Source organism: Pseudomonas sp. F007 (assembly GCF_057814275.1).
Map to the genome: position 1 here is coordinate 74,727 of NZ_JBVATA010000011.1, position 14,944 is coordinate 89,670.

Here is a 14,944-nt window from a genome sequence, read left to right on the forward strand (position 1 = left end):
TCGGATTTAGATGTTCAGCAGTTGCAGGCGCTGGCGCACCACCGCTTCGATCCCGGCTTCGTCCAGCCCGCATTCGGCGAGCATTTGCGCCGGCTTGGCGTGTTCGACGTAGCTGTCCGGCAGGCCGAGGTGGAGCATCGACTTGAGAATGTTTTCCCGCGCCAGGAATTCGCTGACCGCACCGCCGGCGCCGCCCATGATTGCGTTTTCCTCGATGCTCACCAGCAGCTCGTGGCTGCCGGCAATCTCGCGTACCAACGCTTCATCCAGGGGTTTGACGAAGCGCATGTCGACCACGGTGGCGTCCAGGGTTTGCGCCACTTTCAACGCTTCAGCCAGTTGTACGCCAAACACCAGCAGGGCGACCTTGCTGCCCTGGCGACGGACCACACCCTTGCCGATTTCGATCGGTTCCAGGTCCTGTTCGATGGTTGCATTCGGGCCGTTGCCACGTGGGTAGCGCACCGCCGCCGGGCCGTTGTACAGGTGGCCAGTAGTGAGCATCTTGCGCAGTTCGTTCTCGTCGCTCGGGGTCATCACCAGCATGCCCGGGATGCAGCGCAGGAACGACAAGTCGAAACTTCCGGCGTGGGTCGGGCCGTCTTCGCCCACCAGGCCGGCACGGTCGATGGCGAACAGCACATCGAGATTTTGCACTGCGACGTCATGCACCAACTGGTCGTAGCCGCGCTGCAGGAACGTCGAGTAGATCGCCACGACCGGCTTGGCGCCTTCGCAGGCCATACCGGCGGCAAGGGTCACCGCGTGCTGCTCGGCAATCGCCACATCGAAGTAGCGCTGTGGATAACGTTCGCTGAAGGCCACCAGGTCGGAGCCTTCCTTCATCGCCGGGGTAATGCCCACCAGGCGAGGGTCGGCGGCCGCCATGTCGCAGAGCCATTGACCAAACACGCCGGAATACTTCGGCCCGCCGGCTTTTTTCGGCGCGGCGGCCGGGGCGTCCAGTGGTTCGAGCTTGGTGATGGCGTGATAGCCGATCGGGTCGACTTCGGCCGGGGCGAAACCTTTGCCTTTCTTGGTCACCACATGCAGGAACTGCGGGCCCTTGAGGTCACGCATGTTGCGCAAGGTGGCGATCAGCGTCGGCAGGTCATGGCCGTCGATTGGCCCGATGTAGTTCCAGCCCAGTTCTTCGAACAGGGTGCCGGGGACCAGCATGCCCTTGGCGTACTCTTCGGTGCGGCGGGCAATTTCCCAGGCGCCCGGCAGGCGCGACAGGACCTTCTTGCTGCCCTCGCGCATGCTTGCATAAGTGCGGCTGGAGAGGATTTTGGCCAGATAGTTCGACAGACCACCGACATTGCGCGAGATCGACATGTCGTTGTCGTTGAGGATCACCAGCATGTTGGCATCGACTTCCGGCGCATGGTTCAGCGCCTCGAAGGCCATGCCCGCCGTCAGTGCGCCATCACCGATCACCGCAATCGCCTTGCGATCACTGTGCTGCAGGCGGGCGGCAATGGCCATGCCCAGCGCGGCACTGATCGAGGTGCTGGAGTGGCCGACGCCAAAGGTGTCGTACTCGCTCTCGGAGCGCCGCGGGAAAGCGGCAATGCCGTCCTTCTGGCGCAGGGTGCCCATGCGCTCGCGTCGACCGGTGAGGATCTTGTGTGGATAGGCCTGATGACCAACGTCCCACACCAGACGGTCGTCCGGCGTGTCGAAGACGTAATGCAGCGCGATGGTCAGCTCGATGACGCCCAGGCCGGCACCGAAGTGCCCGCCGGTCTGGCCGACCGTATAGAGCAATTCCAGGCGCAACTCATCAGCCAGGGTTTCCAGCTCGGCTTCGCCTAACCGGCGCAGGCCGTCCGGCGTGTTGGCGCGGTCGAGCAGGGGCGTGGTCGGGCGCTTGCGGGGAATCTCATGAAACGTCGTGGGCATCAGGCGAATCGTTATAGGTATAAAAGATGCGGCAGTTTACCTGATGCAGCGCACGCTGCCCACGCAGAGCGCGGAAGTTGCCGGGCAGCGGGCGGCTGATCAGTTACGCCGTTCGACGATATAGCGCGCCAGATCACGCAGCGGCTCGGCCGACGCGTCAAACGGTCGCAGCGCGTGCAGGGCCTGATCACGCAGTTCCAGGGCGTAGGCCTTGGCGGCTTCAAGGCCGAGCAGGGCTGGGTAGGTCGGTTTGTCCCGGGCAATATCGGCGCCCTGGCGTTTGCCCAGGGTCTGGGTATCACTTTCAACGTCGAGAATGTCGTCCTGCACCTGGAACGCCAGGCCGATGGCCTGGGCGTAGGTCTGCAGCGCCCTCAGTTCGGCCTTTTCCGCGCGACCGCTGGCCAGGGCGCCGAGCTTGACGCTGGCCTCGATCAGCGCGCCGGTCTTGTGCCGGTGCATGTATTCGAGGGCTTGCTGATCCAGCTTGAGGCCGACCGAACCGAGGTCGATCGCCTGGCCACCGACCATCCCGGCAGGGCCCGCCGCCAGCGCGAGGGCGCTGACCATCTGCAGACGCACTTCAGCCTCGGCGTTGTTCAACTGCGGATCGAGCAGGGCGCTGAAGGCCAGGCTCTGCAGGCCGTCACCGGCGAGGATCGCGCAGGCTTCGTCGAATTGCTTGTGGGTGGTCGGCTGACCGCGGCGCAGGTCGTCATCGTCCATTGCCGGCAAGTCATCGTGAACCAGCGAGTAGGCGTGAATCAGCTCCACCGCGCAGGCCGCGCCATTGGCCTGCTTGGCCTGGCCGCCCAGCGCTTCGCAGGCGGCATAGGCGAGCAACGGACGCACACGCTTGCCGCCGTTCATCACGCTGTAGCGCATGGCTTCGTAGAGGCGCGCGAGTTCAGGGCTGGGAGCGATGAACAGGGTTTCCAGCGCGGCATTGACCCGCGCCTGGCTGTTGGCCGAATACACTGCAATCATTCTGGCTGTTCCGCGTCGAACGGCGCCTCGGACAGCTCGCCATCGCGCTCCAGCAGCACCTGCACCTTCTGTTCTGCCTGGGCCAACGCCGCCTGGCAGTCACGGGTCAGGCCGATGCCTTGCTCGAAGGCCGTCAGCGAGTCTTCCAGCGACAGCTCGCCGTTCTCCAGACGTTCAACCAGCGTTTGCAGGTCGGCGAGGGATTGTTCGAAATCCAGTGCAGCTTTTTTGCGGGCCATGGCGGCTATCCCGGTGACGTTAAACCGGCGCGACACTAGCAGATAGGGGGGTGTGGGGCAAACGTCGGTACTTGGGCGGGTGACGTTTGGCAGTGAGGTGGGGCTTTGCTGCAGGCATTAAAAAGCCGGCTTGTGGCCGGCTTCTCGGGGACTGGCTTGGTTTATTTTTGGTAAACCGTACCAGCCTTCAAAACGTACATCCGGATCTTGCGTCCGGCTGTGGGACTTGGCCAGAAAGTCATCTGCCTTGTCGGTGCGATCGACCGGCGCTGGGCGGGGCGATGCAAATGTGCGGCGCAGCATACTGATTTTTTTGGGAAATTCCCAGTGCGATGTGTATTGCAGGGCGTTGCCGGGTCAGCCGAAAGGCACTGGTGGCCTCTGTTTATTGAGGGTTGACCACCAGAACACCCAGCCCAGGACTTTGATGTTCTGGTTTTCGATCTGGGCGGCGCTGAATATTTCGTCCGGATAGGCGTGGCTGTTGTGACTGCGCAGACGCAGCGCGCCGCCCGGGAGGGGATGCAGGTATTTGATGCGCAGCATGCCGTCGTGCTTGATGGCGTAGATATGCCCGTCTATGACCTGGGTCAGGCCGCAGTCAATGGCCAGGGTCGAGCCGTCTTCGATTCTTTCCGACATGCTGTCGCCCACCATGGGCACGCAGATGGCCTTCGCGGGCTCGACGTCCAGGCTCTCCAGATAGCGCCGCGGCAGGCGCACCACTTCGCCGGGGATTTTGACCACATGGGTGGCGCTGGCACCTGGTGCTTTCGGCAGCTCCTTGTACAAGGGGATTTCCAGGTCGAGCGCGTCGACATTTGTTGCAGGCACCGGCGGTGTCGGCGAAGGCGCTGTGCTGGGTTCGCTGGGGTGTCCGGTGACGGGGTACTTGGGCCCCTCGCCGTTGAGCAGCCACTGGCTGTTGACGCTCAGCAGACGGGCGATTTCTTCCAGGCGTGGGTAGGGCACGCCGCGGATGTACCAGTTATTGACGTGCTGGGGCTCGACGTTGCAGAAGGTCGCGAACTCCGACGGGGTGATTTTCACCTCCTTGAGGAGTGCTTTGAAGCGTGGGCCACATTTGTATTTTTTCATGAGTGCGGATTTTACGGAGTGCACTTGCAAGTTTGAATAAACAACTTGAGTAATTTATGCAGGAATATTCTTTTCCATTGCGCGATACAGTGCGCTGTAATTAAGCACTGCTAAACAAGTTGTTTGATTGTGTTAAACGATATGTGCCGTGGTTTTCTGCGGACATAAAAAAACCCCGGGCAACCGGGGTTTTTCAAGCAGTCAGTGGCGCGCGGCCAGTGTTGCTTCAGCCTTTGTAGGCTGCAACCGACTTCAGGATTTCGGCGCGAGCAGCTTCTGCGTCACCCCAACCATCGATCTTCACCCACTTGCCTTTTTCGAGGTCTTTGTAGTTCTCGAAGAAGTGTTTGATCTGTTCCAGCAGCAGGGCTGGCAGATCGGTGTATTCCTTCACGTCGACATACAACTGCGACAGTTTGTCGTGGGGTACTGCGATAACTTTGGCATCGCCGCCGCCGTCGTCGGTCATGTTCAGGATGCCGACCGGACGTGCGCGGATCACCGAACCTGGGGCGACCGGGTATGGGGTCACGACCAGCACGTCGAGGGGGTCACCGTCGTCGGCCAGGGTGTTCGGGATGAAACCGTAGTTGGCCGGGTAGAACATTGGGGTGGCCATGAAACGGTCAACGAACAGGCAATCGCTGTCTTTGTCGATTTCGTATTTGATCGGCGCGTGGTTGGCCGGAATCTCGATCGCGACGTAGATGTCGTTCGGCAGGTCTTTGCCAGCCGGAATCTTGCTGTAGCTCATTGGGCGTTGCCCCCGTAAGTGGCCAAATGACTTGGCCGGATTGACCAAAAAGTGGCGGCGATTATAGGCATATTCACGCGCCAGTGCCACGTACCAGAAGTCGTGTAGACCTTAGTCGTGGGTGCGGTACGCCGGATGTTCGGCCAGCAGGCGCTCGAGCCTGGCAAGCGGGTCCTGGCGGTAGAACAGTTGCAGTTGCTGGTAGACCTGTGGATAGGCGCCGTGCAGCAGGTCCGGGGCGCTGAAGAAGTATTCGCTGGTGACGGCGAAGAACTCCGCCGGGTTTTCTGCCGCGTAGGGATCGATCGGCGTCTCGGCGTCGGGGTTGTGGTCGAGTTGGCGGTTGAGGTCGTCGTAGGCGTGTTGCATGACCTGCGCCCACTCGCTGACTCGCATGTCACTGTGCAGCGGCGGCAGGCCATTGGCGTCGCCGTTGAGCATGTCGAGTTTGTGCGCCAGTTCGTGGATCACCAGGTTGTAGCCTTCCCAGCCACCACTGGCCATGACCCCGGGCCAGGCCAGGATCACCGGGCCTTGCTGCCAGGCTTCACCGCTGTGCTCGCCCTCCCATTCGTGCTCGACACCGCTGGCGTCGCGATGACGCTGCGGGCTGAGGAAGTCGTCGGGGTAGAGCACAATTTCGTGGAAGCCCTGGTACCAGTTGAGGTCTCCCAGGTTCAGCAGCGGCAACTGGGCCTGCGCGGCCAGCAGCAGGCGCTGTTCCTGATGCAGTTCGACGCCGGGCAGGCAGGTCAGGTACTTGTCTTGTAGAAACAGTACCGCCGACTCGCGCAACCAGCGGTCTTGTGCGTCATCCAGGCCATCGAGGAAGCTCAAGTGCTGGCGCACTCGCTGCCAGGTTTCATCGGTAACCGGGTGTTTGGCCAGGGTGCGCTGGCGCCGCCAGGTGGACAGCAATCCCATGGCGGATCAGCGCGGCTGGGCTTTGGAGCTGGAACCGCCGAGGCGACTGCGAACCACGCCGATGATCATCGGCACCAGCGACAGCAGGATGATCCCGACTACCAGCAGCGACAGGTTCTTCTTGATGAAAGGTACGTTGCCGAAGAAATAGCCCAGGGTCACCAGGCCGCCGACCCAGAGGATGGTGCCGAACACGCTGAAGCCGAAGAAGCGCGGGTAAGGCATCTTCGCGACACCGGCGACGAACGGGGCGAAGGTGCGGATGATCGGCAGGAAGCGCGCCAGCGTGACTGTCTTGCCGCCGTGTTTCTCATAAAAGTCGTGGGTTTGTTGCAGGTAGTCGCGGCGGAATATTTTCGAGTTCGGGTTGCTGAACAGTTTTTCCCCGGCCGTTCGCCCCACCACATAGTTGGTGCTGTCACCGAGTATCGCCGCCAACATCAGCAGACCGGCCAGCAGCACCGGATCCATGCCGCCACCGGCGGCGACGGCGCCGGCAATGAACAGCAGGGAATCACCCGGCAGGAAAGGCATAACCACCAGGCCGGTTTCGCAAAAGATCACCAGGAACAGAATGGCGTAGATCCATGGCCCGTAGTTGGTTACCAGCAAGTCGAGGTAGACGTCGAGATGCAGGATAAGGTCGAGCGGGTTGAAATCCATGGATGGCACCTGTGTGACGGCTCGACTCGGCAAGCCTGTGCGGAAGAAGTGAAGAGTAAGGCTACAGGACTGTGGATTATTTCTTACGGCCCATAAAACTCGGAATTATACGGACACGAAAGTGAAAAGCGTGTGGGTTTTGTAGCGAGGGATTTCGAAGACGACGCAATGGTGCTTGGCTCAGGCGGCTCAATGCAGCTGAGACAGCTTTTGTTCAGGTTGCTGGGGCGCGGTGCGCCCCAGTTGAACCCGTGGCGACGATTACAGTTCGTCGCTGATGGGCAGGATGTAGTTCTTGAACTCGCTGTCCTCGCGAAAACCGATGGATTCGTAGGTTTTCTGCGCCACCAGATTGTCGCTGCTGGTGGAGACACGCATACGCACGGCCTGGGTTTCCTTGGCCATTTTTTTCGCAGTGCGCATCAGGTTGTCGGCCACCAGCTGGCGGCGTGCGTCTTCGGCGACGTAGATGTCGTTGAGGATCCATACGCGTTTGAGCGACAGCGAGGAGAAGCTCGGGTAGAGCTGGCAAAAGCCCAGCAAGCGACCATCGTCATCATCCGGCAAGGCCAGGTAGATCACCGATTCCTTGCGTCGCAGGCGCTTTTCCAGGAAGGCGCGGGAGGAGTCGGGGTAGGGCAGCGAGCCGTAAAACTCGCGGTACTTGACGAACAGAGGCGTCAGCAGGTCCAGGTGCTCGAGAGTTGCTTGAATAATCCGCATGCGAGGCCTCAACTTCAAGTAGTTATGACGGCAGTTTCCATTGGATTTGACGACAATCGTGTCATCGCACGGGCAGCCGTTCGTCGACTCTGCCTCAAAGTTGCGGGCAAACGCAATGCGGTTCTGGCTCAGATTTGTGGATGATTGAGCAGGAAATTGGTGTGCAATCCTGGGTCGTTTTCTGACTCGATGGTCTGAACCTGCGCCTCATCTTTGAGGTTCACCCCGGACAGCTGGCGGCGACAGGCTTCGCGCATCAGGTACAGCAAGCGATGTGCCGCCATGCCATAGCTCAAACCCTCCAGGCGCACATTGGAAATGCAATTGCGGTAGGCGTCTGTCAGGCCAACCTTGGGGTTGTAGGTGAAGTACAGGCCGAGGCTGTCAGGCGAACTCAGGCCGGGACGCTCGCCGATCAGGATCACCACCATTTTTGCCCCCAGCAACTGACCGATTTCATCGGCGACCGCGACACGGCCCTGTTCCACCAGGACCACCGGCGACAGCGACCAGCCTTCGGCCTGGGTCTGTTCTTCCATGCGCGCGAGGAACGGCAAGGTGTGGCGATGCACCGCCAGCGCCGACAGACCATCGGCCACCACCACCGCCAAATCGACGCCACCTGGGTGGGCCACTGCGTAGTCACGCAGCTTCTGCGCCGAGTCGTCGCTCAACTTGCGACCAAGGTCCGGGCGTTGCAGGTAGCTGTCGCGGTCCGCGGCCGCGCTGTGCAGCAACAGGCTGTCGCGCCCGGCTTCGGTCAACTGGCGGCTCAGGCCGGCATGATCGAACGGCAGGTGCACGGCGTCCCGTGCCTGGGCGTGGGCGTACTGGAAATCCAGTTGGGCGCTGGTCGGCATACTGGTGCCGCTGCGGCCAAGGGCGATTCGTGCCGGCGTCAGGCGGCGCAGATCCAGCCAGGGGTTTTGCGTATCGATTACCGATTTTTCCATCATCAGGTCGCTCATCGCAGTTGCGCCAGGGCATGGCGGAAGGCCGGTGGCAGGTTGTCGCCGAAACGCACCTTGCCGTCGCCCTGGGTGAAAATGCCCATGTTCGCCAGCCATGTTTCGAACTCGGGGGCCGGTTTCAGGCCCAGGGTCTGGCGCGCATAAAGGGCATCGTGGAACGAGGTGGTCTGGTAGTTGAGCATGATGTCGTCGGAGCCGGGGATGCCCATGATGAAGTTGATCCCGGCCACGCCCAGCAGGGTCAGCAGGGTGTCCATGTCGTCCTGGTCGGCTTCGGCGTGGTTGGTGTAGCAGATGTCACAGCCCATCGGCACACCGAGCAACTTGCCACAGAAGTGATCCTCGAGGCCGGCGCGAATGATCTGTTTGCCGTTGTACAGGTACTCGGGGCCGATGAAACCGACCACGGTGTTCACCAGGAACGGCTTGAAGTGGCGCGCCACCGCATAGGCGCGGGTTTCGCAGGTCTGCTGGTCGAGGCCGAAGTGGGCGTTGGCCGACAGGGCACTGCCCTGGCCGGTTTCGAAATACATCAGGTTCTGCCCGAGGGTGCCGCGCTGGAGGCTCAAGCCGGCCTCGTAGCCTTCCTGCAACACGCTGAGGCTGATGCCGAAACTGGCGTTGGCCGCTTCAGTGCCGGCGATCGACTGGAACACCAGGTCCAGCGGCACGCCGCGGTTGATCGCTTCGATCGAGGTGGTGACGTGGGTCAGTACGCAGGCCTGGGTCGGAATTTCGTAGCGCTGGATCACGGCATCGAGCATCTCCAGCATGGCGCAGATCGAGGCAATGCTGTCGGTGGCCGGGTTGATGCCGATCATCGCGTCGCCGTTACCGTAGAGCAGGCCGTCGAGGATGCTCGCAGCGATGCCCGCCGGTTCGTCGGTAGGGTGGTTGGGCTGCAGGCGGGTCGACAGGCGGCCGCGAAGGCCCAGGGTGCCACGGAAGCGGGTGACCACGCGGATCTTCTGCGCGACCAGCACCAGGTCCTGCACGCGCATGATCTTCGACACGGCGGCGGCCATTTCCGGGGTCAGGCCCGGCGCCAGCGCGCGCAGGCTGTGTTCGTCGGCGGCGTCGCTGAGCAGCCAGTCACGAAAGCCACCGACGGTCAGGTGGCTGACGGCGCTGAAGGCCTGGGCATCGTGGGTGTCGATGATCAGCCGGGTGACTTCATCGCTTTCATAGGGAATCAGCGCTTCCTGCAGGAAGTGCTTGAGCGGGATGTCGGCCAGGGCCATTTGCGCCGCGACCCGCTCGCCATCGTTGTGGGCGGCGACACCGGCCAGGAAGTCTCCGGAGCGCGCCGGGCTGGCCTTGGCCATGACGTCCTTGAGGTCGTCGAAGCGGTACGTCTGGGCGCCGACGCTATGGGAAAAACTTGCCATCTCAGTCTCCGTTCAAATAGGAAAGTGCGCTGGGCGCGGCTGCGATTGATCCAGCATGCCACGCCCGGTGTAGCCCGCGCACTTCAATGCAGCGCGCTCAAGCCGTGGCCTTGACCCCGTTCGGGGCGATGGTTTCCGGCACCGGCAGGCCCAGGTACTCGCCTTCGGCAATGATGCCGGCGGCACGGTCTTCAGCTTCCAGTTGCAGAGCCTTGGGCACCGACAGCCAATACGCCAGTGCGACGGCGATGAAACCTGCACTTATCTTGCCAATCAGTACCGGCAGGATGATGGTCGGCTGGAAGTTGGCGGTAAACGACAGGTGGTCGCCGAGCAGGAACGCCGCGCACACGCCAAAGGCGATGTTGATCACCTTGTCCTTGGGTGGCATGAAGCGCACCAGGCGGAACATCGCGAGGATGTTGGCGATGGTTGCCAGCATGCCGGCGCTGCCGACCGCGCTCAGGCCAATCTTGCCACCCAGGCTTTCCAGCGGTTTACCCAGGTATTTGCGCAGCAGGTAGACCATCGGGAATGCACCGGCCAGCATGATGCCGATGTAGCCCGCCGTTTCCAGGGCGCGGGTCTGGTCCTCGGCATCAGCGATGATCGGGTGGAAACCCCAGGCGCCAAACACCAGGGTGAACACGCCCGTGAAGTATTCGACGATGGAGAACACCAGCACCAGCTTGATCGCGGCGTCCAGGGTGCGACCGAAGACGATGAAACCCTTGATCATCAGGTCCGGCAGGAAGCGCAGGCCGAGGGCCAGGGCGACCACGAAGATCAGGATCGGCAGCAGGTTGGCGAAGATGCTGCCCAGGCCGAGGGCCAGTTGATAGGTGGCCTCGCCGTTGGTCGAGACCAGTTCGCGCACCAGTGGGTTGCTGAACGCGAGGATCACGCTGGCGATCAGCACGCCCAGCGGGATGGTCAGGATCCCCGACATGATGCCCAGCGCCATGTATTTATGGTCGCGCTTGTCGAGCATCGCCAGGCCCATGGGGATCGAAAAGACGATGGTCGCACCGCCCATGAAGCCGGTAATCAGCGCCATCACCAGCGCTTCCTTGCTCGCAGCCAGGGCCGAGGCCAGGTGGTAGCCGCCCATGTCCGAGGCGATGATCATGGTCGCCGCCAGCGCCGGGTCGGCGCCCAGGGAGCTGAAGAACGGGCCGAAGGCTTTTTCGATGACCACGGTCAGATAGGGGATGGAGGCCATGATGCCGGCCGCCGGGACAAAGATGTGGCCTGTGGCGTGGATGCCCTCCATGAATTCCTTGCCCAGGCCTTCGTCGCTGTTGTAGATCGCGGCGAAGGCGCCGAGTACGGCGCAGAACATGATGAGATAGAGCACGTAGTTGCCGATCTGATCCATTGCGTGGTCCCTTCTTATTGTTTTTTTGCGCACGGCCTGCGGGGCCGTGCGTTGTGCGAATTGGGGAATTGCAGTTGCAACAAGGCATCCGCCGCGGGTGAACGGCGAAGTCGATGCAAAAATAAGCGGTGACGCTGACAGCGAAGCGCCTCCCGGCGACCGAAGTCGCCGGGAGGGGCAATCAGAAGAAGCCCAGTGGATTGATGTCGTAGCTCACCAGCAGGTTTTTGGTTTGCTGGTAGTGGTCGAGCATCATCTTGTGGGTTTCGCGGCCGACGCCGGACTTCTTGTAGCCACCGAACGCGGCGTGCGCCGGGTACAGGTGGTAGCAGTTGGTCCAGACGCGACCGGCCTTGATCGCGCGGCCCATGCGGTAGGCGCGGTTGATGTCACGGGTCCAGAGACCGGCGCCAAGGCCGAACTCGGTGTCGTTGGCGATGGCCAGGGCTTCGGCTTCGTCCTTGAAGGTGGTGATGCTGACCACCGGGCCGAAGATTTCTTCCTGGAATACGCGCATTTTGTTGGTGCCCTTGAGCAGCGTTGGCTGGATGTAGTATCCGCTGGCCAGGTTGCCTTCGAGTTTTTCCACCTTGCCGCCGGTCAGCAGTTCCGCGCCCTCGCCCTTGGCGATTTCCAGGTACGAGAGAATCTTGTCGAATTGCTGCTCCGAGGCCTGGGCGCCGACCATGGTGTCGGTGTCCAGCGGGTCGCCGCGCTTGATCTGCAGGACTTTCTTCATCACCACCTGCATGAATTCGTCGTAGATCGATTCCTGGACCAGTGCCCGGGACGGGCAGGTGCAGACTTCGCCCTGGTTGAAGAACGCCAGCACCAGGCCTTCAGCGGCTTTTTCGATGAAGCTCGGCTCGGCCTTCATGATGTCTTCGAAGAAGATGTTCGGCGACTTGCCGCCCAGTTCCACAGTGGACGGAATGATGTTTTCCGCGGCGCATTTCATGATGTGCGAGCCGACCGGAGTCGAGCCGGTGAAGGCGATCTTGGCAATGCGCTTGCTGGTGGCCAGGGCTTCGCCAGCTTCGCGGCCGAAACCTTGCACCACGTTGAGCACGCCTGGCGGCAGCAGGTCGCCGATCAGTTCCATCAGCACGGTGATGCCCAGCGGGGTCTGCTCGGCCGGCTTGAGCACCACGCAGTTACCGGCGGCCAGGGCTGGTGCGAGCTTCCAGGCGGCCATCAGGATCGGGAAGTTCCACGGGATGATCTGCCCGACCACGCCCAATGGTTCGTGAATGTGATAGGCCACGGTGTTGCCGTCGATTTCCGCGGCGCTGCCTTCCTGCGCACGCAGGCAGCCGGCGAAGTAGCGGAAGTGGTCGGCGGCCAGCGGAATGTCGGCGTTCAGGGTTTCGCGCACGGCCTTGCCGTTGTCCCAGCTTTCGGTGATTGCCAGGGTTTCCAGATTTTGTTCGATACGATCGGCGATTTTCAGCAGGATCAGCGAGCGCGCCTGGACAGAAGTGCTGCCCCAGGCGTCGGCGGCTGCGTGGGCAGCGTCCAGGGCTTTTTCGATGTCTTCAGCCGTGGAGCGGGGGAACTCGGCAATCGGTTGGCCATTCACCGGCGAGGTGTTGGTGAAGTATTGGCCTTTGACAGGTGCGACGAATTCGCCGCCGATGTAGTTACCGTATTTGCTCTTGAACGAAACGATTGCACCTTCGGTACCGGGGTGAGCGTAACGCATGATGAGTGTCTCCTTGGCTTTTGTGTTTATAAGGGAGTACGCGCGGTAAGCGCTTGTACAAGCCTAGAGCAAAGGTCGGGCCAGTGCGTTGCAGGTCTTGTAAATCAAGGGGTTGGCGGGTTTTGCGCGGTGCGATCCGGCAGGCGTGTGACAGATGCGGTACAGGGGTTGTGACACTTTGTACCGCTTATGGCACACAGTGTGACCGGCCGGTCTCGTCGGCATTGCAATGCGCCGGTGGCTGGGGGATGCTGGGCGTCCACACGCCAGGTTCGCCGCACCCCGTGGAGCACAACAAGAAATGCACAACAACCATTTGAGCCGCCATGCCCAGCAGGTGTTGACCGTTACCCAGGGCAAGCACCAGTTGCAGGGGCCCGGTAGCGATCCGTCGATTGCTCGCTCCTGGCTGCGTTGCCTTGAGGACTATCACCTCGATCCCGCGCAGAGCATGGCGCCGACGGTGCTGGAACACGGCCGCGTGCTGGAGAGCCGGGAGCGTCTGCAACAGGTGCTGCACATTGCCGGCGGCGAGATGACCAGCCTGCATCAGCAGCTTTCCGGTGCCGGCCACGCGGTGTTGCTGACCGACGCCCGTGGGGTGATTCTCAACTGTGTCACCGCGCCCACCGAGCGGCGCATTTTCGAGCGTGCCGGGCTGTGGCTGGGCGCCGACTGGAGCGAGGCCTGCGAAGGCACCAACGGCATCGGCACCTGCCTGGTGGAGCGCCAGGCGCTGACCATTCATCAGGATGAGCACTTTCGCGGTCGCCACACTGGCCTGACCTGCTCCGCCAGTCCGGTGTTCGATCCCCATGGCGAATTGCTGGCGGTGCTCGACGTGTCGTCGGCGCGGCACGAGGTTTCGCGTCAGAGCCAATTCCATACCATGGCGCTGGTCAACCTCTCGGCGAAAATGATCGAAAGCTGCTACTTCCTGCGCCATTTCGAGAACCAATGGTTGCTGCGCTTCCATCTGCAGGCGGAGTCGGTAGGGCTGTTCAGTGAAGGTCTGCTGGCGTTCGACGGCGAAGGGCGAATCTGTGCGGTCAATCAGAGTGCGTTGAACCTGCTGGGGCACATACGTGGCGGCCTGGTCGGCAAGCCGGTGGATAACTTTTTCGACTGCTCGCTGGACGAGTTGCTGTCCCGAGCCAGCGTGAATGCCAGCGCCAGTTGGCCGCTGCGTACCCGCGATGGGCGCGGATTGTTTGCCGTGCTGCGTGGTCAGGCGCGCAGCGTGCCAGCGCCGGTCATGCCCGCGCGCAAAATCGAAGAACACGCTCGGTTGCCGGGCATTTGCCTGGGAGACGAAGGGCTGCAGGCGGATTTCCGCAAAGCCTTGCGCGTGTTCGAACGGGATGTGCCGCTGCTGATCAACGGCGAAACCGGCTCCGGCAAGGAAGCGTTCGCCAAGGCGGTGCACCAGGCCAGTCAGCGCGCGGACAAGGCGTTCGTCGCGCTCAATTGCGCGGCGATTCCGGAAAGCCTGATCGAGAGCGAGCTGTTTGGCTATCGCGGCGGCAGTTTTACCGGCGCGCGCAAGGAGGGCATGCGCGGCAAGTTGCAACAGGCCGATGGCGGTACCTTGTTCCTCGACGAGATCGGCGACATGCCGCTGGCCTTGCAAACCCGTCTGCTGCGGGTGCTCGAGGATCGGCTGGTGGTGCCCATTGGTGGCGAACCGCAGGCGGTCAACGTTCGAATCATCAGCGCCACCCACCGTAATCTGCTCGATCGTGTGCAGGATGGCAGTTTCCGCGAGGACTTGTACTACCGGCTCAACGGCCTGGAAGTGGCCTTGCCGGCGCTGCGCGAACGCAGCGACAAATCGCAGTTGCTGGATTTTCTGCTGGCCGAAGAGGCCGGCGGCGAAACGGTGCAGATTGCCGAGCCGGCGCGCCACGCCTTGCTGGCGTTTGCCTGGCCGGGCAACGTGCGGCAATTGCGCAATGTCCTGCGCACCCTGGCTGCCCTGTGTGACGACGGCTGCATCGGCCTGGACGATCTGCCGGCGATGATCCGCCAGGCGCGGCCGTTGGTGCCCAGTGCGCCACCGCTGGCCGAATTTCCACTGGATGACGCCGAGCGCCTGGCCCTGCTCAACGCCCTGGAGCAGCAGCGCTGGCACATGACCCATACCGCCGAGCAATTGGGCATCAGCCGCAATACCCTCTATCGCAAGCTGCGCAAACACGCAATCGCCCGCTAG

Annotated in this window: 13 protein-coding genes; 1 reads left to right on the top strand and 12 read right to left on the bottom strand. The window is 62.1% G+C overall.

What is annotated here, in order from left to right; translation table 11 throughout:
- Positions 1-6 precede the first annotated feature (6 nt).
- The 12 genes from dxs to exaC form a co-directional block, all read right to left on the bottom strand.
- A complete protein-coding gene (gene dxs, locus ACZYR5_RS25985) occupies positions 7-1,905 on the bottom strand; it encodes a 1-deoxy-D-xylulose-5-phosphate synthase (protein ID WP_489092237.1) in 1,899 nt (632 codons plus the stop codon).
- A 99-nt stretch (positions 1,906-2,004) separates the two neighbouring features.
- Positions 2,005-2,892: a (2E,6E)-farnesyl diphosphate synthase gene (ispA, locus tag ACZYR5_RS25990; protein ID WP_489092238.1), complete on the bottom strand. Its 888-nt coding sequence runs from the start codon at positions 2,890-2,892 to the stop codon at positions 2,005-2,007.
- Positions 2,889-3,131 (bottom strand): exodeoxyribonuclease VII small subunit, encoded by a 243-nt coding sequence (locus ACZYR5_RS25995; RefSeq protein WP_027617730.1) that lies wholly within the window; start codon positions 3,129-3,131, stop codon positions 2,889-2,891. Before ACZYR5_RS25995 ends, ispA begins: the two co-directional genes overlap by 4 nt.
- Positions 3,132-3,488: 357 nt before the next feature.
- A complete protein-coding gene (locus tag ACZYR5_RS26000) occupies positions 3,489-4,229 on the bottom strand; it encodes an XRE family transcriptional regulator (protein WP_489092239.1) in 741 nt (246 codons plus the stop codon).
- Between the two features lie 226 nt (positions 4,230-4,455).
- On the bottom strand, positions 4,456-4,983 hold the full coding sequence (ppa, locus tag ACZYR5_RS26005; protein ID WP_489092240.1) for an inorganic diphosphatase: 528 nt from the start codon (positions 4,981-4,983) through the stop codon (positions 4,456-4,458).
- Between the two features lie 111 nt (positions 4,984-5,094).
- On the bottom strand, positions 5,095-5,907 hold the full coding sequence (locus ACZYR5_RS26010; protein ID WP_489092241.1) for a M90 family metallopeptidase: 813 nt from the start codon (positions 5,905-5,907) through the stop codon (positions 5,095-5,097).
- Between the two features lie 6 nt (positions 5,908-5,913).
- Entirely contained in the window at positions 5,914-6,570 is a 657-nt protein-coding gene (locus ACZYR5_RS26015; protein ID WP_489092242.1) for a DedA family protein, read from the bottom strand.
- Between the two features lie 261 nt (positions 6,571-6,831).
- Positions 6,832-7,293: a GNAT family N-acetyltransferase gene (locus ACZYR5_RS26020; RefSeq protein WP_489092243.1), complete on the bottom strand. Its 462-nt coding sequence runs from the start codon at positions 7,291-7,293 to the stop codon at positions 6,832-6,834.
- 128 nt (positions 7,294-7,421) lie between these two features.
- Positions 7,422-8,249 carry an ethanolamine ammonia-lyase subunit EutC gene (gene eutC / locus ACZYR5_RS26025; protein ID WP_489092407.1) on the bottom strand — a complete coding sequence of 276 codons (828 nt, stop codon included), beginning with the start codon at positions 8,247-8,249 and terminating at the stop codon, positions 7,422-7,424.
- A gap of 8 nt (positions 8,250-8,257) precedes the next feature.
- The gene (locus tag ACZYR5_RS26030) at positions 8,258-9,652 is read right to left on the bottom strand and encodes an ethanolamine ammonia-lyase subunit EutB (protein ID WP_489092244.1); all 1,395 of its coding nucleotides are present in this window, start codon (positions 9,650-9,652) and stop codon (positions 8,258-8,260) included.
- A 97-nt stretch (positions 9,653-9,749) separates the two neighbouring features.
- Complete coding sequence (gene eutH, locus ACZYR5_RS26035; RefSeq protein WP_489092245.1) at positions 9,750-11,030, bottom strand: ethanolamine utilization protein EutH; 1,281 nt, start codon at positions 11,028-11,030, stop codon at positions 9,750-9,752.
- 181 nt (positions 11,031-11,211) lie between these two features.
- Complete coding sequence (exaC, locus tag ACZYR5_RS26040) at positions 11,212-12,732, bottom strand: acetaldehyde dehydrogenase ExaC (RefSeq protein ID WP_027617739.1); 1,521 nt, start codon at positions 12,730-12,732, stop codon at positions 11,212-11,214.
- 301 nt (positions 12,733-13,033) lie between these two features.
- Between exaC and ACZYR5_RS26045 the strand changes: the two genes are divergently transcribed.
- Positions 13,034-14,944: a sigma-54-dependent Fis family transcriptional regulator gene (locus ACZYR5_RS26045; protein WP_489092246.1), complete on the top strand. Its 1,911-nt coding sequence runs from the start codon at positions 13,034-13,036 to the stop codon at positions 14,942-14,944.

Bases quoted from the DNA above. Each gene is read 5' to 3' on its own strand.
- ACZYR5_RS26015 (WP_489092242.1), bottom strand. From the start codon at position 6,570: ATGGATTTCAACCCGCTCGACCTTATCCTGCATCTCGACGTCTACCTC.
- dxs (WP_489092237.1), bottom strand. From the start codon at position 1,905: ATGCCCACGACGTTTCATGAGATTCCCCGCAAGCGCCCGACCACGCCC.
- exaC (WP_027617739.1), bottom strand. From the start codon at position 12,732: ATGCGTTACGCTCACCCCGGTACCGAAGGTGCAATCGTTTCGTTCAAG.
- eutC (WP_489092407.1), bottom strand. From the start codon at position 8,249: ATGATGGAAAAATCGGTAATCGATACGCAAAACCCCTGGCTGGATCTG.
- ACZYR5_RS26010 (WP_489092241.1), bottom strand. From the start codon at position 5,907: ATGGGATTGCTGTCCACCTGGCGGCGCCAGCGCACCCTGGCCAAACAC.
- ACZYR5_RS26000 (WP_489092239.1), bottom strand. From the start codon at position 4,229: ATGAAAAAATACAAATGTGGCCCACGCTTCAAAGCACTCCTCAAGGAG.
- ispA (WP_489092238.1), bottom strand. From the start codon at position 2,892: ATGATTGCAGTGTATTCGGCCAACAGCCAGGCGCGGGTCAATGCCGCG.
- ppa (WP_489092240.1), bottom strand. From the start codon at position 4,983: ATGAGCTACAGCAAGATTCCGGCTGGCAAAGACCTGCCGAACGACATC.
- ACZYR5_RS25995 (WP_027617730.1), bottom strand. From the start codon at position 3,131: ATGGCCCGCAAAAAAGCTGCACTGGATTTCGAACAATCCCTCGCCGAC.
- ACZYR5_RS26045 (WP_489092246.1), top strand. From the start codon at position 13,034: ATGCACAACAACCATTTGAGCCGCCATGCCCAGCAGGTGTTGACCGTT.
- eutH (WP_489092245.1), bottom strand. From the start codon at position 11,030: ATGGATCAGATCGGCAACTACGTGCTCTATCTCATCATGTTCTGCGCC.
- ACZYR5_RS26020 (WP_489092243.1), bottom strand. From the start codon at position 7,293: ATGCGGATTATTCAAGCAACTCTCGAGCACCTGGACCTGCTGACGCCT.
- ACZYR5_RS26030 (WP_489092244.1), bottom strand. From the start codon at position 9,652: ATGGCAAGTTTTTCCCATAGCGTCGGCGCCCAGACGTACCGCTTCGAC.